General features: G+C 43.9%; 16 protein-coding genes and 1 pseudogene. 8 read left to right on the top strand and 9 right to left on the bottom strand.

The window, feature by feature from the left end:
- Positions 1-888 (top strand): reverse transcriptase domain-containing protein (locus tag AB5Z12_RS04960; protein WP_368366355.1); only part of this gene is annotated, 888 nt, incomplete at its 5' end.
- 122 nt (positions 889-1,010) lie between these two features.
- Here AB5Z12_RS04960 and AB5Z12_RS04955 read toward each other — a convergent pair.
- Positions 1,011-2,453 (bottom strand): annotated as a pseudogene (locus AB5Z12_RS04955) (DNA topoisomerase 3); the annotation flags it as partial.
- Positions 2,454-2,758: 305 nt separating this feature from the next.
- Here AB5Z12_RS04955 and AB5Z12_RS04950 point away from each other — a divergent pair.
- The 3 genes from AB5Z12_RS04950 (at position 2,759) to AB5Z12_RS04940 (ending at position 4,597) form a co-directional block, all read left to right on the top strand.
- Entirely contained in the window at positions 2,759-3,691 is a 933-nt protein-coding gene (locus tag AB5Z12_RS04950) for a diacylglycerol kinase family protein (protein WP_368357288.1), read from the top strand.
- A gap of 69 nt (positions 3,692-3,760) precedes the next feature.
- Positions 3,761-4,450, top strand: a complete 690-nt coding sequence (locus AB5Z12_RS04945; RefSeq protein WP_148462491.1) for a phosphatase PAP2 family protein — start codon at positions 3,761-3,763, stop codon at positions 4,448-4,450.
- Between the two features lie 75 nt (positions 4,451-4,525).
- Positions 4,526-4,597 (top strand): DUF6783 domain-containing protein, encoded by a 72-nt coding sequence (locus AB5Z12_RS04940; RefSeq protein WP_368072542.1) that lies wholly within the window; start codon positions 4,526-4,528, stop codon positions 4,595-4,597.
- A 7-nt stretch (positions 4,598-4,604) separates the two neighbouring features.
- Here the strand turns inward: AB5Z12_RS04940 and AB5Z12_RS04935 are convergent, their stop codons facing one another.
- The 3 genes from AB5Z12_RS04935 to sfsA all read right to left on the bottom strand — a co-directional run bounded on the left by AB5Z12_RS04935 (position 4,605) and on the right by sfsA (position 7,462).
- Complete coding sequence (locus tag AB5Z12_RS04935) at positions 4,605-5,621, bottom strand: glycosyltransferase family 2 protein (protein WP_118583852.1); 1,017 nt, start codon at positions 5,619-5,621, stop codon at positions 4,605-4,607.
- 111 nt (positions 5,622-5,732) lie between these two features.
- Complete coding sequence (gene mutY / locus AB5Z12_RS04930; protein WP_368357289.1) at positions 5,733-6,773, bottom strand: A/G-specific adenine glycosylase; 1,041 nt, start codon at positions 6,771-6,773, stop codon at positions 5,733-5,735.
- Positions 6,770-7,462 carry a DNA/RNA nuclease SfsA gene (sfsA, locus tag AB5Z12_RS04925; RefSeq protein ID WP_118583848.1) on the bottom strand — a complete coding sequence of 231 codons (693 nt, stop codon included), beginning with the start codon at positions 7,460-7,462 and terminating at the stop codon, positions 6,770-6,772. Before sfsA ends, mutY begins: the two co-directional genes overlap by 4 nt.
- A gap of 309 nt (positions 7,463-7,771) precedes the next feature.
- On the opposite strand from sfsA, the gene AB5Z12_RS04920 reads away from it, so the two are divergent.
- Complete coding sequence (locus AB5Z12_RS04920) at positions 7,772-8,386, top strand: HAD family hydrolase (RefSeq protein ID WP_148462493.1); 615 nt, start codon at positions 7,772-7,774, stop codon at positions 8,384-8,386.
- 210 nt (positions 8,387-8,596) lie between these two features.
- Here AB5Z12_RS04920 and AB5Z12_RS04915 read toward each other — a convergent pair whose 3' ends face one another.
- From AB5Z12_RS04915 to AB5Z12_RS04905, 3 genes are all read right to left on the bottom strand, one after another.
- Positions 8,597-8,893 (bottom strand): DUF3784 domain-containing protein, encoded by a 297-nt coding sequence (locus AB5Z12_RS04915; RefSeq protein ID WP_226855285.1) that lies wholly within the window; start codon positions 8,891-8,893, stop codon positions 8,597-8,599.
- Positions 8,894-9,052: 159 nt separating this feature from the next.
- Positions 9,053-11,083, bottom strand: coding sequence for a L,D-transpeptidase family protein (locus AB5Z12_RS04910; protein WP_226837158.1), 2,031 nt, complete (start codon positions 11,081-11,083; stop codon positions 9,053-9,055).
- Positions 11,084-11,404: 321 nt separating this feature from the next.
- Positions 11,405-12,748 carry an MATE family efflux transporter gene (locus AB5Z12_RS04905; protein WP_173715630.1) on the bottom strand — a complete coding sequence of 448 codons (1,344 nt, stop codon included), beginning with the start codon at positions 12,746-12,748 and terminating at the stop codon, positions 11,405-11,407.
- A gap of 331 nt (positions 12,749-13,079) precedes the next feature.
- On the opposite strand from AB5Z12_RS04905, the gene AB5Z12_RS04900 reads away from it, so the two are divergent.
- A complete protein-coding gene (locus AB5Z12_RS04900) occupies positions 13,080-14,381 on the top strand; it encodes a homoserine dehydrogenase (protein ID WP_118580901.1) in 1,302 nt (433 codons plus the stop codon).
- Between the two features lie 264 nt (positions 14,382-14,645).
- Positions 14,646-16,187 (top strand): 2,3-bisphosphoglycerate-independent phosphoglycerate mutase, encoded by a 1,542-nt coding sequence (gene gpmI / locus AB5Z12_RS04895; RefSeq protein ID WP_118580904.1) that lies wholly within the window; start codon positions 14,646-14,648, stop codon positions 16,185-16,187.
- A gap of 236 nt (positions 16,188-16,423) precedes the next feature.
- Here the strand turns inward: gpmI and AB5Z12_RS04890 are convergent, their stop codons facing one another.
- Positions 16,424-16,639, bottom strand: a complete 216-nt coding sequence (locus AB5Z12_RS04890) for a hypothetical protein (RefSeq protein ID WP_118580907.1) — start codon at positions 16,637-16,639, stop codon at positions 16,424-16,426.
- A 105-nt stretch (positions 16,640-16,744) separates the two neighbouring features.
- Between AB5Z12_RS04890 and AB5Z12_RS04885 the strand changes: the two genes are divergently transcribed.
- Positions 16,745-17,023: a helix-turn-helix transcriptional regulator gene (locus AB5Z12_RS04885; RefSeq protein WP_118580910.1), complete on the top strand. Its 279-nt coding sequence runs from the start codon at positions 16,745-16,747 to the stop codon at positions 17,021-17,023.
- A 320-nt stretch (positions 17,024-17,343) separates the two neighbouring features.
- Here the strand turns inward: AB5Z12_RS04885 and AB5Z12_RS04880 are convergent, their stop codons facing one another.
- Positions 17,344-19,152: a Na/Pi cotransporter family protein gene (locus AB5Z12_RS04880; RefSeq protein WP_195590339.1), complete on the bottom strand. Its 1,809-nt coding sequence runs from the start codon at positions 19,150-19,152 to the stop codon at positions 17,344-17,346.
- Positions 19,153-19,164: the final 12 nt, after the last annotated feature.

The raw sequence follows: 19,164 nt of genomic DNA, 5'->3' as shown, positions 1-19,164 counted from the left end.
TATACATTTGCTGTAGTCCTTGACTTGTCAAAGTACTTCGATACTCTTAATCACGAAATTCTCATCAATCTTCTCCGGAAGAATGTAAAAGATGAACGTGTAGTACAGTTGATAAAGCGCTATCTGAAGAGCGGTGTAATGGAAAACGGAGTGGTCATTGACACAGAGGAAGGCTCACCACAAGGTGGAAATCTATCACCATTGCTGGCAAATGTCTATCTCAATGAGTTCGACCAGGAATTCCTGAAAAGAGGTGTTCCATGCATAAGATATGCAGATGACATCGTGCTTCTTGCAAAGAGCAGGCGGGCATCAGAGAGACTCTTGGAAAGTAGTACAAAATATCTTGAGGAGAGACTGAAACTTACAGTCAACCGAGAAAAGAGCCGTACTGTCAGCGTGTTTGCAATCCGAAATTTTAAATTCCTTGGCTTTGCATTGGGAAGGAACGGAAAAGGCATTTATGTCCGAGTTCATCCGAAGTCATGGAAGAAGTTCAAGTCCAGACTGAAGGAGTTATCTTCCCGTAAGCGATGTCAGTCAATCAAGCCAAGCCTTGAGAAAATAAGAGTATATGCAAGAGGATGGCTCAACTACTACGGAATTGCAAGTATGAAGAACAACATAGACGACATCAACGGATGGCTCTATCACAGAATACGCATGTGCATATGGAAACAGTGGAAGAAACCTAGAACGAAATATAAAAATCTAGTCAAGCTGGGAATCCCAGAACACTATGCGGCAACAATAGCAAACAGTCGCAGAAAGTATTGGTATATCAGCAATAACAAAGCTGTGATTTGGGCGCTGAATAAAGAAAGACTGATAAACAGTGGCTTTTACGATTTAGCCACAGCTTATCAGTCTGTGCACGTCAACTATTGAAAGCGCCGTATACCGAACGGTACGTACGGTGCTGTGAGAGGACGGCGGTTAGTCACCGCCTCCTACTCGATTACCTTTAGATATTTCACCTGTCTACTTGACAAGGGGCATATCAATCTTGCTGGCGGTTTTGTTTTTCCTGTATTTAAGGAAGTTTTCAAAATCTTTAGTCTGGTTCCGGTTTTCATCTCCGGAAGACGCTGGTCTTTCAGTTTTTTCTCATCATCCGCCTCATCTTCCAAATCATCATCTGCTCCGCCTTCGTAAACTTCCTTCCAGCCCATGCTCTTTATCACTTTGCCGCTGGCTGCAAAAGTTTCTCCTGCCGCTTTCGCCTCCATGGTCACCTGCTCATACTGGCTTGCAGGATAAAGAACTGCAAGGAAACGACGGACAACCATATCATAAATCTTCCGTTCTTCATTTGTCATGTGGTCCAGCTGAACAAACTGTTCTGTCGGAATGATCGCATGGTGGTCACTGACCCTCTTATCATCCACAAAACTTCCATTCACCTGCACAGGCTTATTCATAAGTGCGCCAGCAAGCTTTCTGTACGGACCGATTCCGCAGGCCTTCAGTCTTTCCTTAATAGTAGGAACAATGTCCTTTCCAATGTATCGGGAATCGGTTCTGGGATATGTGAGTACTTTGTGATTTTCGTAAAGGCGCTGCATAATATTCAGGGTCTCTTTTGCAGAAAAACCATATTTCAGGTTGGCTTCCCTCTGCAAAGTTGTCAGGTCGTACAAGCCCGGGGCCATAGTCTTTTTTGCTTTTTTCTCTACACTGGTTATTTCAAGAGCAGCGTTCTCCAGCCTGCCTTTGATCTGCTCTGCCCTTTCCCTGGAAAAAGTACGGAAGCTCTTTGTTTTCTCATCTCTCCAGGTCCATTTCACATCCTGGGTCTCCAGAGAAATACCATAATATTCTTTTGGCACAAATTTGCGGATTTCTTCTTCGCGCTTTGCGATCATGGCAAGGGTGGGGGTCTGCACCCTGCCACAGGAAAGCTGGGCGTTGTATTTACAGGTGAGAGCTCTGGTACCATTCATTCCCACCAGCCAGTCTGCTTCTGCCCTTGCAACAGCTGCACGGTAAAGATTATCATAGTCATGCCCGTCTTTCAGATTGGCAAAGCCTTCTTTAATTGCTTTATCTGTGACTGAGGAAATCCACAGTCTCTTAATTGGCTTATGGCAGCCTGCTTTTTCCAGAATCCAGCGGGCAACAAGTTCACCCTCCCGTCCTGCATCTGTGGCTATAATGATTTCTCCAATATCTTTTCGGAAAAGCTGAGTCTTTACTACGGAAAATTGCCTGCCTGTCTGGCGGATGACTACCAGCTTCATCTCCTTGGGGAGCATGGGCAAGGTCGCCATTTCCCATTTTTCATACTTTCTGTCATATTCTTCCGGGTCAGCCAGGGTTACAAGATGTCCAAGTGCCCAGGTTACTACATAGTTTTTGCCTTCGAGAATACCACCATTTTTCTGGTTTGCGCCAAGAACACGGGCAATGTCTCTGGCAACGGACGGTTTTTCCGCAATTACAAGTGATTTCATGTATACACTCCTGATTATTTTTGTATTTGATGATGTCTGCTTAAGCAAACAGTGAAATCCTCTCCATAATTGTTAAGGAATAGTTACATTATAACACACTTCAGAAATTTTTAAGAATATTTTGTTAAAATTAATTTGTAAAACGATCCCACCAATGCTATTATGTAACCATAAAAGACAGAGAATCTACATCGCAAGGCTTCAGGTTCTTTGCCACAGAGCATGCCCCCAAATACTTTCCCTGATATGTGCTTCACAATTTATGGGAGATTTTGCAAACATGTTCTAAAAACCTAGGAGAAGTTATGTATTATTTTATTGTTAATCCCAATTCCCGCTCTGGCAGGGGACGTTCCATCTGGAATGAAATTCATCAGCAGCTTATGCTTCGGGGAATTGATTTCCAGTACTGCCTTACAAGATATTCCGGACATACTGCAGAGATTGCTTCTGATGCCTGTGCTCTTGGCACTGAATCTGAGCCTGTATATATCATTGCAGTGGGAGGTGACGGCACCATTCACGAGGTGCTCACCGGCATCACCGATTTTGACCGGGTAGTCTTCGGATACATTCCAACCGGCTCTGGCAATGATTTCTGCAGAAGCATGAGACTCCCTTTTGATCCAATGGAATCACTGGAATATATCCTAAAGGCAGAGCATATCAGCAAAATGGATGTTCCTTACCTGCTCCGCAATAATAAGAAGTCCCGATTCGGTATCAGCACGGGAATCGGATATGACGCCGGCGTATGCCAGGAGGTTCTGGCAACGCCCTTAAAGAAGATATTCAATCGTCTTGGGCTGGGAAAGCTGATTTATCTTTTCATTGCATTGAAGCAGCTGATTTTTATTAATCCAGGAAAAATGACAGTGACCCTAGATGGAGAGAATACTTTTTCCTATGACCACGTATATTTTACAGCGGTTATGAATCAGAAATATGAAGGCGGCGGTTTTAAGTTCTGCCCGGATGCTCAGCCTGACGACCAGCTTCTGGACGTGATCCTTGTGGAAGGTATCCGTAAGATAAAGCTTTTATTTTGCCTGCCTACTGCTTTTTTCGGAAAGCATGTGGGCATCAGGGGAATACATATTCTCACCTGCAGCGATATCCATGTACATAGTGCGTCCGCTCTTCCCATTCATATTGACGGGGAATCTGGCGGAATTCGCGAAGATTTAACAGTTTCCATTGAAAAAAGCTCTTTAAAAATCATTTTACCTGTGGTATAATCTCTCACGATTTGGGGGATCCGGAATTACAAGACCGGTAACCCAGATTGGAAAAGGAGTGAAAAAGACTTGGTACAATTTATAAAAAAATACAGGCATGGTCTGATCATACTTGCGTATGCCATTGTTTATATGCTTTTTTTTGAGTATCTGGAGTGCAGGCCGGTATGGGGATTTCATGTGATCGACACTGTTTTTGATGATTACATACCATTTTGTGAGTATTTTATTGTCCCCTATCTATTATGGTTTCCGTATCAGATTCTCACAGTTTTATACTTTATCTTCAGGAACAAGAATAAAAAAGAATATTATCAGTTGATTTTCAATATGATGATGGGTATGACTGTTTTCCTGATCGTGTCTTATGCATATCCAAATGTACTGCACTTAAGACCATCAGAGTTTCCAAGGGAAAACGTGTTTACAGATATGGTAAGATGGCTGTATCGGACGGATACACCGACCAATGTTCTGCCAAGTATTCATGTATTTAATTCTCTGGCAGTTCATATGTCACTTACCAATTGTGAGGCGCTGAGAGACCACAAAGGGGTAAGGTATGGATCATTGGTTCTTACATTACTTATTATCATGTCTACTATGTTCCTGAAGCAGCATTCCGTAATTGATGTGTGCTGTGGTGCTACGCTGGCGCTGTTTGGATATCTGTTTTTCTATCCGCAGAAGGCAGGAGAAGAAGCAAGTGGCATGGCAGTAGAGAGAATTGGACGGAATAATCGCAGGAAACATTATTAAACAAAACGCGCACTTCCAGAAATGGGAAGGCGCGTTTTTTTTAACAAAAATACGAGCGGCGACAACCGAATATAGATAAAATATGCTGCAAAGTGGGGCGTACAGATTGCAGGAATGATTTTTCAAACAGTCTCCAGAGCGCCCTGATCATTAATCAGTTAAATCCGTAGAACTTCTGGCAAAGCTTGTATGCAGCTACAGACACCTTACGTCCGCCGCGGCCTGGAAGGTTCATGAAGTTACCCATGAGGCTGTGGCGAAGTTTTCCGTAGAGGGCACGGTTCGTGGAGCGGATATATTCCAGAAGCTCTTTCTTCTTGTCGAGAGCTTCCTTTGTGCCGGAGCGGATCAGCATAATGGAGGAAATGGTAGTAATAATATCCAGATAACTGATCATGTAGGCTCTGGTGCGTTTATTCATGCTGCCGCAGCTGGTGTAGGAATTTACCATCAGTTTATTTACGCGGAGCTGCTGGTCGATTCTGCGGATCATAACTGTCTCGTTTACGGACTGGTCATCGCGGCCGATAAAGTAACGGTAGAAATTAGTATCCAGGTAGTACATGTTCTGTACATACGGCAGCGGATCAAAGGCAAAAATATTATCTACGTAGAAGGTATGCTCCGGCAGAGTCAAGTTGCACTCAAGGAGAAGCTGGGTACGGTAGATCATGGAGTGCATGAGAAGATATTTTCCCTTTGGCATGTGACCTACTTCATTCCAGGTGAAAATCTGGTTCACTGGCAGGCAGTGACGATACTGCATAACCTTCTTGCGGGTAGCACCCTGTTTCTCGTATACAAAATTACTGATGAGAAGATCAACTGTTTTGGAGCCTTTTACCAGCTCTTCCAGAGTTTTCAGGATCTCTTTGTAGGATTCTTCATTTACCCAGTCATCGCTGTCTACAACCTTGAAATAGAGCCCCTGGGCATTGTGGATACCGGTGTTTACGGCGCCGCCGTGGCCAAGGTTTGGCTGATGGATGGCGCGGACAATGCCTGGATATTTCTCCTGGTATTCATCTGCGATCTCGGCTGTTCTGTCCTTGGATCCATCGTCAATTACAAGGATCTCTACTTCATCTCCGCCTGGTAAAAGGGATTTGATGCAGTTCTCCATATAAGCTTCAGAATTATAACATGGAATTGCTATACTCAGTAATTTCATTTATTTTCCTCCTCATGTAGTGTAACGATTCTGTATTTTAAAATTACGCACCTTGCGATGTATTTTTCTTTTTTTCTTTGAGTTATGTTCTCAAAAACGCCAGCAGAACCGTTACATATATTTTTCATAAGCGCCAAACGCAGAAGGTATGGCGTAGTTTCTCTCTGATTCTTTTTTATCTGCAAAAAGAATTCCCGGGACATGTGTCTGCTCCAGGGAGGACACGCGGATCCGGTACGCTTTCATCCGCCACTCAATGTGGGAAAAAATATGCCTGGCATCTGGCAGTTCTTCTATATATAAGGGCTCTGCGCCAAGCTCTTTCACGTATTCCAGGGCTTCCTCACGGTTCAGGTATCCTTCTGTATTTGGAAGCTCGTATAATCCGGCAAGGAGGCCTTTCGGCGGCCGCTTGCGGATCGCAGTGCAGCTTCCATCCTGAATAACCAGAACGGTTCGCTCTTCCACCACTCTTGGCTTCTTTGGTGCTTTCACCGGAAACTTCTCCATGGTGCCGTGAAGTCCTGCCTGGCAAAAGCATCTCACCGGACAAAGATCACATTTGGGCTGTCCGTTGGGGACGCACACTACTGCTCCAAGCTCCATCATTGCCTGATTAAAATCACCTGGACGGTCTTTCGGGATAATTTCTTGCAATGCGCTTTCTGTCTTTTTGCGAAATGCAGGTCTGGTAATGTCTTCCGAATCTTCCGTCATTCTGGTGACTACACGGAAAACATTTCCATCTACGGCTGGCACCGGAATGCCATACGCTATAGAAGCGATAGCTCCTGCAGTGTAACTTCCTATCCCCTTTAACGAGATAAGAAGGGAAAAGTCTTCGGGAAGTCTGCCATTATATTTTTCTACCATTTCCCTGGCTGCCAGCTGCATGTTCCGCACACGGCTATAGTATCCAAGACCTTCCCACAGCTTTAACAGCTTTTCCTCCGGACAGACTGCCAGGGCCGGGATATCCGGCAGTTCCCTGATAAATCTTTCAAAATAGGGCTTTACAGCTTCCACGCGGGTCTGCTGGAGCATGATCTCGGATACCCAGGTGTAATAAGCGTTGTGCTTATCCCTCCAGGGCAAAATCCTTTTATTCTCATCATACCAGGTAAGAAGAGGCTGTATAAACTCATCTGTCATCTAGTTTCCTCCAAACACACAGGCACTGGATTCTGTATTTCCATCCCGTCCGGCTCTACCAGACAGTCATAGGCCAGAATATGCACCCCTGCCTTTTTCGCTTTCTGTAAGGTTTCCCCAAATTCCCGGTGCGTATCCCAGTTTGGTTCAAATCTTGTAATTCCCTTCATCTGGATCACCAGAAGCAGATAAGCCTCATATCCTTCCCTCATGCAATGGATCAGCTCTTCCAGATGCTTCACGCCCCTCGCAGTAGGAGCATCTGGAAAACGGGCAATATTGTCTGCTTCCAGGGTTACACCCTTGACCTCAATAAAAGCCTTTCTCTTATCTGAACAGGCATACAGATCGAATCTGGAATTTCCATAAGTTTTCTCAGGAGTTACCTGCACTTCCTCCGGAAAAAGATGTCCTGCCCTTACCCATTCCAGGGCGGCTTTATTGGGAATCTGGGAATCCATATTGATCAGGCGTCCGCCTTTATTTACACAGACCAGATCGTATGCTGTTTTCCTTGCCGGATTACTGCTCTTTTCCAGAAAAACCTGAACACCAGGAATCAAAAGCTCCCTGCATCTGCCTGTGTTCTTTACATGAACCGTCTCTGTCTGTCCCGCAATCTCCACATGTGCGATAAATCGGTTCGGACGATCCAGGAAACGGCCTTCTGTAATATTTTCGTATTTCATAGTTCACCTCGTGCTGCTGCCTGACTCCCAAAACGTGTCTGAAAAAGGCTTTCTTCAATGACAGTCTCAAGAAATAATGTAACTATTTCACTGCAATATAAAACTGACCAATAGTTCAAAAGCAACAGTCACCTTTCCTATCATAACATAAAATCGGCAAAAAGCCAGTTAAAATTGAAAAATCCCATATTAGGAGATTGATTTTTTTGATTTTCCTATATAGAATAGAAACCGTCAGATTTCAAAACAGAATGAGAAAAGAAGCAATTTAAGAATTTTAAGCACACCAGAAAGGACTAAAAACCTCAAATGGACAGTATTATTTTTGATATTGACGGAACTATATGGAATTCCACCGACGTTGTAGCTATGGCGTGGAATAAGGCTTTAGAAAAAGAGAATCTTGATGTCCGTGTGACAGCTGATCAGCTGAAAGGGCTGTTTGGCAGACTTCTCCCGGATATTGCGAAGGCAATCCTTCCAGAACAGACTGAAGCGGAGCAGCTTCGGGTCATCGATATCTGCTGCCAGGCTGAGCACGATCTGCTGCGTGCGATGGGGGCACCTGTTTACGACGGACTGGAAGAAACTTTGAAGGAGCTTAACAAACGCTACCCTCTTTTTGTAGTAAGCAACTGCCAGGCTGGATATATTGAGCTTGTTTTTGAGAAAACAGGGCTGGGAAAATACTTCACCGGTCATCTGTGTCCAGGAGACAGCGGGGAAGCCAAGGCAGCTAATATCCGTTCTATTGCTAAGAAATATCAGCTGAAAGCACCTGTTTATGTAGGAGACACCTTCGGGGATTACCAGGCATGTCAGGAGGCAGGGGTACCATTTGTATTTGCTTCCTATGGATTCGGACAGGTGGATACACCGGATTATGTAATTGAGAAGCCGGCGGATTTGTTGAAATTATTCTAATTATTTATACAACTTTTATTAGCATTCCTTACTTTTCAAAAAATAGTGTGCCTGACTCATCACTGAAGTAACGAGAATGTGACACACAGTTATTCAAAAGCAGATTGCGGGAATGATTTTTCAAACAGGCTCCAGTGCAGCTCAATATCCGGATTACAAAAGAAGCACCTGTATATCAATTTCCAGATATACAAGTGCTTCTTTTTCATCTCATTTCTTACATTTCTTGCGAATCACTACCACCATGATAATGAAGATAACAATTACTGCTGCCAGATAAATGATATCGTATACATAGCTCTTGACCACCATATCCAGACCGGTGAGGATTCCGAAAATGAGCAGAGTCACGCCGGAAACCAGCTGAACCTTTTTGTCATCGTAAAGCTTCTTACGCTCAGCAGCATTTCCGCCTTTCATAAGAATATCTCCATGACCGGTAAGAAGCATAACTCCCATTACAAGAGCTGCTATAGTCAGTATCATATCAAATGAATCCATATTCATATTAACTTATTCTCCACTTCTTTTGTGTTATGCTGCTGCCCGCGGTCTCAAAGACATGCAGCTGTCTTTTCATCCATCTAGAGCGTGTTTGTTCGTACTCAGTGACCAAAAACTAATTGTTACTGCTCACTGCAATTTTCCAGTCAGATAAATGATCTTTTAGTAGAAGCACACGATCGGCACATTGGTATCAATAATGCTGTACAGAGTAGCTGCTGCATCCAGCGGCATATTGATACATCCATGGGATCCGGCGTAGGTATAGCGGTCACCACCGAAATATGCCTGCCAGGTAGCGTCATGGAAACCAATTCCGCCGTTAAACGGCATCCAGTAGGTAACCTGGGTTTCGTACTCGTAAGTGCCGTCCGGCTTCTTCTCTCCACGAAGCACATCCGGGCTCTTCTTATAATACAGGGTGAAAATTCCCGGAGGTGTGGCTCTGTCATCATAACGGATATCTCCGGAAACAATGTCAGAGTCAAAGATGATGCTGCCATTCTGGTAATAGTACATGTGCTGACTACTCAAATCTACCTCGATATAGGTACTTCCAATGTCATTGTATCCATAAGAATTGGCTCTCATGGAATATACTGGTTCCCGTGTAGTCTGGGTACCTGTACGGATCTCTTCTGTCAGCTGTGCTGCTTCTGCGTCCTGATCGATTTTCCAGCCATATGCAGAGCCATAAACAGAAACAGTACGACCACTGGTCGTATTAAAGGAACGTGTTGTTCCAACTGTATCATGCTCACTTGCCAGCTGTGCCACAAAATCCTTGATATGCTGGGTAAAGGAAGCATCATCCTGCACCAGCTGCCCCTTGTCATCAAACTGCAGCCATTCCTTAAGGGTGCTTCCATCAAGAGTGACTGTCTGCTCTCCAAATGTATAGGTAATGCTGGCCTTGGTATAATTATTATAAGCATCCCTGGTGGCCTGAAGGGTGGGATCATCACTGGTCACTGCTGCCACTGCATATACATCCGGTGTATTTCCCAGATCAATGGATGTCTGGCTTCCAGAAATGGCGGTGTCCAGTGCCTTATAGGCTTCCTTCACCTTCAGCTTGCTGCCCTCTGTCTCAGGAACAATGGTAAACTCGCTTCCCTCAAGCGCCACATATGCATTCTCCGGCTCAACCTGGTTCTCTGACTGTGCACACTTCAATTCCTTTACTTCACTCTGAAGCAGACTCTTATCAAAAGTCACATTCTCCTGGGTGGTATAGCTTCTGGTCTCCATGAAACCCTTTACCCATTCATATGGCTTCTGCTGCTTCAAAAGATCCAGAACTTCTCCGTCAGACACATAGCGGTAATTGATCTGGTTTCCGCTGATGGTCTGCGGCTCCTGGTTCCGCGCGGTAACCTCAATGGAATAATCCTCCACATTGCTTGCAATCAGCTGCTCTGTCTCGTAGGCAGTCTTATTGGAACAGTTGATTCCGTTAATATAGGTTCCTTCAAAGAATCTGTCTGCATAATAGTAACTCACTGCTCCATAAGCGCATCCTGCTGTCACCGCAAGAATAGCTGCCACAATTCCCGTAACTTTAAGTCCCTTATGCTTCTTTCTGGGAACAGGGATGATCTTCTCATCCAGTTCCTCATCGGTAATAGGAACATAGGAAATCTTCGTCGGACGGGCAGATCTGGCTGCCGGCTTCGGAGACGGTCTGGCAGATTTCTTAGAAGTCTGCTTCTCAGGCTGGTCAGGTGCTACAGCACCGGCAGAGTCTTTTCTTCGGTGCTTTCTGCCTTTATTGGAACGGGGCGGAATAATTTCCACCTGAAGCTCTTTTTCAGATGTTTCCGGTTCATCTGCTGATTCATCGTCCTCTGAATCTTCGCTCTCTAAACCTTCTTCCTCTGAATTCTCTTCTTCAAATTCTGTCTCTTCCTCGTCCCAGAAGTCCTCTTCTTCCGAGCTCAGCTCTGCATCATCCTGGTCGTACTCTTCTTCCTCTGGATACTCCTCTTCAGAATCCTGCTCAGCCAGTTCTTCTGCATCGGAATCGTCTTCCCCCTCCCAGGAATCAAAATCACTCTCCTGGTCATCCTCATCATAAAAGTCTGCGCCGTGGAATTCCTCATCCAGATCTGCTTCAAGACCTGCCATAGCCGAATCTATTTTATCTTCAAAGTCTCCCGGGCTTCCCTGAGTATGCTTGTTGTCCTTACTCATGTATAAAACTCTCCTCTGATAAAAACACTGTTTGAACAAGGCTTCTCCATCTAATGGCGAAACCTTGTTTCATTATAACATATATTTTCCATTTTGTATCTTAAAATGTATATTTCCTTCAAAAGAATCCCTTTAATGTTAATTGCAATTCAAACTTCCACCCCAAGAGCTTATCCGTGAAAGTTAATTCTTCCGAAAGAATATATGGAAGTTACCCTTTCAAACTGGAAACTCGGATTGCAATCGACCTTTTTTCAGCCTTAACAGTCTATAACAGATTCATTTTATTAAATCACGTTTACGGATTTGTAATCCTGGCTTTCACTGCAGACATAATTTTCTCTTCATATCCTTCATCACATAGAAGTAAAGTACAATAAGAAGGACTGTTGCTACAATCCATGCAAATGGACTGGCCATGCATGCCATTGTATAACTCCTGGCATCTGCTGCAACAACTGCCATCACACCTCTTCCAATAAGCTCTGCCACGCCTGAGAGCATAGGAAGAAGCCCATATCCCATTCCCTGAAAGCCATTACGGTAACAATTGACCACATAAAGGGGAATCATAAACATTCCAACACAGCGAAGATATGTATCCACCATAGGGATCACCGCCTCTGCATTATCAGAGATAAACAGATAAGAAAAGCTTTTTCCCACAAAAAACAGGACAAATCCTACAACAACAGCATATGCACAGCCGATCACATCTGCACACCGGAACCCCTGACGCACACGGTCCAGCTTACGCGCACCAACATTCTGTGCACTATATGTAGACATTGTAGTTCCTATAGCTACAAATGCCTGGGTAAAGATATTATCAATCTTAGAGCCTGCTGTAAAGGCCGCAACTGCATAAGAGCCAAGTATATTCAAAGAACTCTGTACCATCATGCCTCCAATGGCTGTAATGGAATACTGCAGTCCCATGGGAATTCCCACACTGATCTGTTTTACGGCAATATCACGGTTAAAATACCAGTCTTCTTTTTTCATCTTTAGTTCCGGCACGGCCTTCCACATATAAATCAGGCAAAGAACTCCTGACACTCCCTGTGAAATAACGGTAGCCCAGGCAGCTCCCGGCGCTCCCCAGTGAAAAAAGATAATAAATACAAGGTCAAGTACAATATTCAGTCCTGCCGCCAGAATCAAAAAGTAAAGAGGCGTTTTGCTGTTTCCCAGTGCCCTTAAGATACTGGACACCAGATTATACAATACCTGGGTAAAAATTCCGGCACAGATGATCATAATATAACCATATGCACCATCAAAAATATCTTCAGGTGTATGCATGAATACAAGAAGCCTGTGCATTCCCAACATGCTTACTGCAGTCATAACAACTGCGATCACAGCAGAAAGAATTGCTGCATTACCAACCGTCTTACGCATCTCATCCATTCTTCCTGCTCCGAACTTCTGAGAGGTAAGAACTGTAACTCCTGTTGTAACCCCCATCAGGAATCCAATAATAAGGAACGTAATGGTTCCAGTAGCGCCTACCGCTGCCAGCCCCTTGGTTCCAACAAACTTTCCAACAATAACTGCATCTGCCATACTGTACAGCTGTTGAAAAACATTTCCCAGAAATACAGGAATAGTAAAATTCAACAGCATTTTCATGGGCTTTCCCACAGTCATATCTGTCTGCATATTCAGTTTTCCTCCATAAGAAAAAATATCGTTTGAGAGGGATTATAGGCGATATTTTTTCTACTTTCAAGCCCCTTTTTTTATTATTTTGCAACTATTCAGCAGGTGCTGTTCCCCGAGGTGTTTATTTGTGAACGCAGTCCATAGGATTGTATTATTTTAAGCGCTTGACAAAAACCATTTTCTGCCATACTATAAGAACCACATAACGAAATGTTAACGTGTGAAAGACATCTGTCTTTTTCGAGCTTACGTTTATATCTGCTGCCAGACTATGAACGGGAACCACGATCAAACGGCAGCACTACTATTTTTAAGAAGGGAGTTCCCCATGGGAGAAAAAGTTATAAACGCAGCCCTGCTTGGGCTTGGAACAGTTGGAACCGGTGTTTACAAGGTTCTGAAGAACCAGGAAGAAGAAATGACAGCCAAGATCGGCTGCAAGGTTAAAATACGCAAAATACTTGTCCGCAACCTGGAAAAGGCAGCTGGCAAGGTAGATGATCCGGCTGTCCTTACCAATAGCTGGGAGGATATTAAAGCAGATCCTTCCATTGACATTATAATCGAACTGATCGGTGGAATCGAACCTGCCAGAACCTATATTCTGGATGCTCTTCACGCAGGCAAGCACGTAGTAACAGCAAACAAAGATCTGATTGCCGTCCACGGAAAAGAACTTATGGACACAGCCAGAGCTTCCCATGTGGATTTTCTCTTTGAAGCAGCTGTAGCAGGCGGAATACCTATTATCCGTCCTTTGAAGCAGTGCCTGGCAGGCAACCACATGAGCGAGGTTATGGGTATTGTAAACGGTACTACCAACTTCATCCTCACAAAAATGTCCCAGGAGAATATGGAATTTAAAGATGCACTGGCACTTGCCACAGAGCTTGGCTATGCAGAAGCGGATCCTACTGCGGATATTGATGGACTTGATGCAGGACGCAAGGTGGCTATTCTCGCCAGCGTTGCTTTTAATTCCAGAGTGGTATTTGATGATGTTTATATCGAAGGAATCACAAAAATTTCCGCCAAGGACATCCGCTATGCAAAAGAGATGGGCTGTGCCATCAAGCTTCTTGGTGTTGCCCGCAATACTGAGTCCGGTGTAGAAGCTTACGTCTGCCCGATGCTGATTCCAAATGATCATCCTCTTGCAACCGTTAATGATTCCTATAATGCGGTCTTTGTCCATGGAGATGCTGTAGAGGATGCCATGTTCTTCGGACGGGGTGCAGGCGAGCTTCCTACTGCAAGTGCTGTAGTTGGAGATATTTTTGATATTGTGCGCAATATGGAAGCAGGCTGCTGCGGCCGTATCGGATGTACCTGCTATAAACAGCTTCCTGTGAAAAAAATGGAAGATACCTACAACCGTTACTTCCTTCGCCTTCATGTAGAAGACCGCTGCGGTGTACTTGCTGAAATGACAGAGGTTTTCGCCAAATATCACGTAAGCATTGCCCAGATCATCCAGAAGGACAGCCAGAACCAGGACGACCATCTTGCAGAGGTTGTTGTGATCACTTCCAAGGTTCGTGAGGGTGACTTCAAGACAGCGGTACAGGAGCTTTCCAATAAGTCTTCGGTAAAGCGTATTTCAAAGACTATCCGAGTTTATAGGAAGTAATTAGAAAAATCAAAATTATATTGTACATATGTTTATCTTAAGCATACAGTCAAAGGCACGATTCGTTCGTGCCTTTTTTATGTAATAAGCTGTTATATAAAAAGCCTGCCAAGGCAGAATTCTTTCTCATCAGAACTCCCATAGTAAATACTGCTAAAAATAGTTTCCAGAAATAAAAAAAATTGTGATTGAAAAATCCCAGATTTTTGATACTATATATAAGGAACAACAAAAGGGAAATTTTATCATATAAAGGAGCACATTATGAGCAAAAAACCAACGGTTTTAATGATTCTTGACGGATATGGCCTGAATGAAAGACATGACGCAAACGCTGTATACGAAGCGAACACACCTGTCATGGACAAGCTGATGGCTGAATATCCTTTTGTAAAAGGTAATGCAAGCGGACTGGCTGTAGGTCTTCCGGACGGTCAGATGGGTAACTCCGAGGTTGGTCATATGAATATGGGTGCAGGCCGTATCGTATACCAGGAGCTTACCAGAATCACCAAAGAGATTCAGGACGGAGACTTCTTCAAAAATGAAGCACTTCTTGCAGCTATGAAGAATGCCAAAGAAAATGATTCCGCGATCCACTTCATGGGTCTTCTTTCTGATGGTGGTGTTCACAGCCACATTACTCACCTTTTTGGTCTTCTTGAAATGGCTAAGAAAGAGGGACTTAATAAAGTTTATGTACACTGCTTCCTGGACGGCCGTGACACCCCTCCGGCTTCCGGAAAAGGATATATCCAGCAGCTCCAGGCGAAGATGGATGAGCTTGGCGTAGGTGAGATTGGTGTTGTTTCCGGACGTTATTACGCAATGGACCGTGACAACCGCTGGGATCGTGTTGAGCTTGCTTACAACGCACTTACCAAGGGCGAGGGTGTTAAGGGAACCGACGCAGCTGAGGCTGTACAGGCATCCTATGACGACGGCAAGACAGACGAATTCGTTCTTCCAACAGTCATTGAGAAAGATGGAAAACCAGTTGCCGTTGTTTCTGATAAAGATTCTGTTGTATTTTTCAACTTCCGTCCTGACCGTGCACGTGAGATTACAAGAGCATTCTGCGATGACGAATTTACAGGTTTCGCAAGAGAGAAACGCCTTGACCTCACATATGTATGCTTCACAGATTACGATGACACCATCGGAAATAAGCTGGTTGCATTCCACAAGGTTCAGCTTCACAACACATTCGGCGAGTACCTTGCAGCTCACAACATGACTCAGGCACGTATCGCTGAGACAGAGAAATATGCTCACGTAACCTTCTTCTTCAACGGTGGCGTTGAGGAGCCAAACAAAGGCGAGGACAGAATCCTTGTGAAGTCCCCGAAGGTTCCGACTTACGACCTGCAGCCAGAGATGAGCGCTCCGGAAGTATGCGAGAAGCTTGTTGCAGCAATCAAATCTGAGAAATATGATGTGATCATCATCAACTTCGCCAACCCGGATATGGTTGGTCATACAGGTGTTGAAGCTGCAGCTATCAAAGCTGTTGAAGCTGTTGATGAGTGCGTAGGAAAGGCTGTAGAGGCTCTGAAGGAGGTTGACGGACAGATGTTCATCTGTGCTGACCACGGTAACGCAGAGCAGCTTGTAGACTATGAGACAGGCGAGCCATATACTGCTCATACCACCAATCCGGTACCGTTCATTCTGGTTAATGCAGACCCGAAATATACTCTTCGTGAGAACGGCTGCCTGGCAGACATCATCCCGACTCTGATCCAGCTTATGGGCATGGAGCAGCCAGCTGAGATGACTGGTAAATCACTTCTGGTGGAGAAATAATCCGCTTATACAGCTCTGTTGCTTTAAAGGGTGCTGGCTTAAATGCCAGCGCCTTTTTATTATGTCCTTTTTTATTATGGCACAAAAAGAACAGCTCTGACAGATTTTCCATCCATCACAGCTGTTCTATTATTCCTGATACCTATTGTCGCCAGCTCTTTCTGAATTATTGTTTCCCTTATACAACAACACGATTTAAATCGTACTTCCACTGTTTACTACTTCTTATATAAAAACTACTTCTCACTGAGCTCCTTCAAAAGCTTCTGAAGATGGCGGATATAATGAAACCCTGCACACAGAGTTACCGAAATAATAACAGACAACAGTGCAGCCATGACCACATATACCACAGCGCCAGATTTCGCCCCTGCTACCATACAGTAAAACAGACACGAAGACAATGCAGCTGCAAATACAGTGGAACCTGCTATTTTTAATCCTTTTCGCATATCTTAGTCCTCCCAGATAGGGTGACTATAATCACCCTGTTATGTTTTTCATTTTAAACCCATAATAGAGATATGGCAAGAACAAAATGGACAGGAATTTGAGTGATGATAAAATACGACAGATTCTGGGAGACATTGAAAAAACGCCATATTTCACAGTACTATCTCATTAATGAGTGTGGAATCGAAAAAAGGTTATTGCGCAGACTTCGGGACAATGAAAATGTAGAAATCTTTTCATTAGACCGAATATGCACTGTTCTTAACTGTGATCTGGATGATATAGTAGAATACGTACCCAATAACCCTGATATCATTGAGGATGCGAAAACAGCCCAAAAAGAGGCAGCCGCATCACATCCTGTTCACACTCCATCGAAATAACTGGTGCTTCAGACTCCCACAGTATAAACCATACATAAACTATACGTGTCTCAGCTCTGATAAACACGTTTTTTTGAAAAAGAATAAAAATACTTACATTTTTATTTTTTTGCACGGATGCCTAATTCTTTGTTTCGGCTGAGTGGAGAGAGTCTGGAATTATTTTTAGAGCATTTTGTTCTTTTTTCATATTGTTTTTTAATTAATCCAGGGTATTAATTTTTCCATAAAGAACCCTGCTGCATAAAAAGCACCGCCAGGTGACTTTCGCATTTTATCTGCGAATTTTCATCTGACGGTGTTTTTATCTTAAAAATTATTTATTCAACCTCTTCTGGCTCCATACTCAGCTTATGCTCCACTTCTGTGCCAATATCATACTTCTGTCTGTATTCCTTAAAATAAGTGTAATATTCCAGACTGTCTGTAGGATAAATTCTGGAGTTGTGAATGTGGATGTCTGTAGTCTCTTCCCCACTTTTCATAAGTGCTGTCATGGCACTTGCACAGTGGGAAGCAATACGTCCAAAGCTGTTCAGAATATCGCTGAACACAGTTCCCTCTTCCAATCCGCATTTGCCCTGGCTGAGGCGCTCTGCATGGCGCATCTTCAGTTCATCACAAAGTCTGGTGATTACCACGCCAAGAGGTGCAACACGCTGTGCTGCCTCTTTATCGTCGTTCATAAATGCATTGCAGGTTACATTGATTTCTTCACGGACAGCATCCATAACTACATTCAACTCGTCCCATGCAGTCTGGGAGAATGTTGTATGATTATCATGCATTTCGTTGGACATATGTGCGATGTAGGAAGCATGATCGCCAATTCTCTCAAAGTCATTGATAGTGTGCAGATAAAGGGAGGTCTGGCGCGTCTGGGCGGTATTCATCTCACGTTTGGTGAGCTGGATCAGATACTCTCCAAGACGGCTCTCATATTTGTCGATCAGGTCTTCCTTACGCTGTACCTTGTCATATTTATCCTGCTGATAATCATTCAGAAGGTTCATAGCTCTGTTTACATTCTTACGAAGCTTCTTGGCCATACCATTCATAGCACGATGACACTGTCCAATTGCAAGTGCAGGATAATTTAACAGACGCTCTTCCAGAAGATCGAAGTCTGCCTCGTCCTCCAGCTCCTCTGCGCTGTCCTTGACCAGATAGCATACCAGTTTCTCCAGCTTGGAAATAAACGGGAAAAGCACCACAACGGTAGCCACACGGAAAATGGTGTTCAAAAATGCGATGGATACCGGAGTCATGATCATATCCAAAAATCCAAAATGAATGAACGCATTCAAGGTATAAAATACAATGGACCACAGGATCAGACCAAATAAGTCATTCAGCAAATATACAAGAGCTGTTCTCTTACCGTTCTTATTCGCTCCAATTGCAGAGATCAGTACCGGGCATGCAGCACCAACACCTATACCAAGAACAATTGGAAATGCACTTGCAAAGGTGAGGATTCCGGTTACGGAAAGAGCCTGCAGCACACCAACTGTTGCAGATGCACTCTGAAGCACTGCGGTAAATGCAATACCTACCAGGATACCTGCAATTGGGTTGGAAAACATTGTCAGCATATCAATGAATACAGGACTTTCACGAAGAGGAGAAACTGCTCCACTCATCATCTGCATACCATTCATCAAAATGGCAAAGCCCAGCATAATGTTTCCAATATTTCGGTATACAGATCTCTTACAGACCATACGAAGCATGATACCGATTACAGCAACTACTGCTGAAATAGTGGCTGTAGAAAGAATACTTGCAATTCCACCGGAGCCCTGGATATAAGACAGACACAGAATCCATCCTGTAATACTGGTTCCGATATTTGCGCCCATGATAATACCAATTGCCTGTTTCAGCTTCATCATACCGGAGTTTACAAAACCGATTACCATAACGGTAGTGGCGGATGATGACTGGATTACACTGGTAACACCTGTTCCAAGTGCTACTCCCTTCAGCGGGGTATTGGTCATTTTGTAAAGGAATGCTTCCAGCTTATTACCAGCAACGGATTTCAGTCCGTCTCCCATCAGCGACATTCCAAAAAGGAAAAATGATACTCCGCACAGCAAAGATAAAACCATTGAAAAAATTGCCATGTTCTAATCCTC

It is taken from the genome of Ruminococcus sp. RTP21358st1_G6_RTP21358_211008, from assembly GCF_040908885.1.
Classification (GTDB): domain Bacteria; phylum Bacillota; class Clostridia; order Lachnospirales; family Lachnospiraceae; genus Blautia_A; species Blautia_A faecis.
The sequence above is the reverse complement of the archived record's forward strand: the minus strand, read 5'-3'. Positions and strand labels throughout refer to the sequence as shown.

Excerpts from the sequence above, each read along its gene's own strand:
- AB5Z12_RS04950 (WP_368357288.1), top strand. The coding sequence starts at position 2,759 with ATGTATTATTTTATTGTTAATCCCAATTCCCGCTCTGGCAGGGGACGT.
- AB5Z12_RS04935 (WP_118583852.1), bottom strand. The coding sequence starts at position 5,621 with ATGAAATTACTGAGTATAGCAATTCCATGTTATAATTCTGAAGCTTAT.
- mutY (WP_368357289.1), bottom strand. The coding sequence starts at position 6,773 with ATGACAGATGAGTTTATACAGCCTCTTCTTACCTGGTATGATGAGAAT.
- sfsA (WP_118583848.1), bottom strand. The coding sequence starts at position 7,462 with ATGAAATACGAAAATATTACAGAAGGCCGTTTCCTGGATCGTCCGAAC.
- AB5Z12_RS04920 (WP_148462493.1), top strand. The coding sequence starts at position 7,772 with ATGGACAGTATTATTTTTGATATTGACGGAACTATATGGAATTCCACC.
- AB5Z12_RS04915 (WP_226855285.1), bottom strand. The coding sequence starts at position 8,893 with ATGAATATGGATTCATTTGATATGATACTGACTATAGCAGCTCTTGTA.
- AB5Z12_RS04910 (WP_226837158.1), bottom strand. The coding sequence starts at position 11,083 with ATGAGTAAGGACAACAAGCATACTCAGGGAAGCCCGGGAGACTTTGAA.
- AB5Z12_RS04905 (WP_173715630.1), bottom strand. The coding sequence starts at position 12,748 with ATGCAGACAGATATGACTGTGGGAAAGCCCATGAAAATGCTGTTGAAT.
- AB5Z12_RS04900 (WP_118580901.1), top strand. The coding sequence starts at position 13,080 with ATGGGAGAAAAAGTTATAAACGCAGCCCTGCTTGGGCTTGGAACAGTT.
- gpmI (WP_118580904.1), top strand. The coding sequence starts at position 14,646 with ATGAGCAAAAAACCAACGGTTTTAATGATTCTTGACGGATATGGCCTG.
- AB5Z12_RS04890 (WP_118580907.1), bottom strand. The coding sequence starts at position 16,639 with ATGCGAAAAGGATTAAAAATAGCAGGTTCCACTGTATTTGCAGCTGCA.
- AB5Z12_RS04885 (WP_118580910.1), top strand. The coding sequence starts at position 16,745 with ATGATAAAATACGACAGATTCTGGGAGACATTGAAAAAACGCCATATT.
- AB5Z12_RS04880 (WP_195590339.1), bottom strand. The coding sequence starts at position 19,152 with ATGGCAATTTTTTCAATGGTTTTATCTTTGCTGTGCGGAGTATCATTT.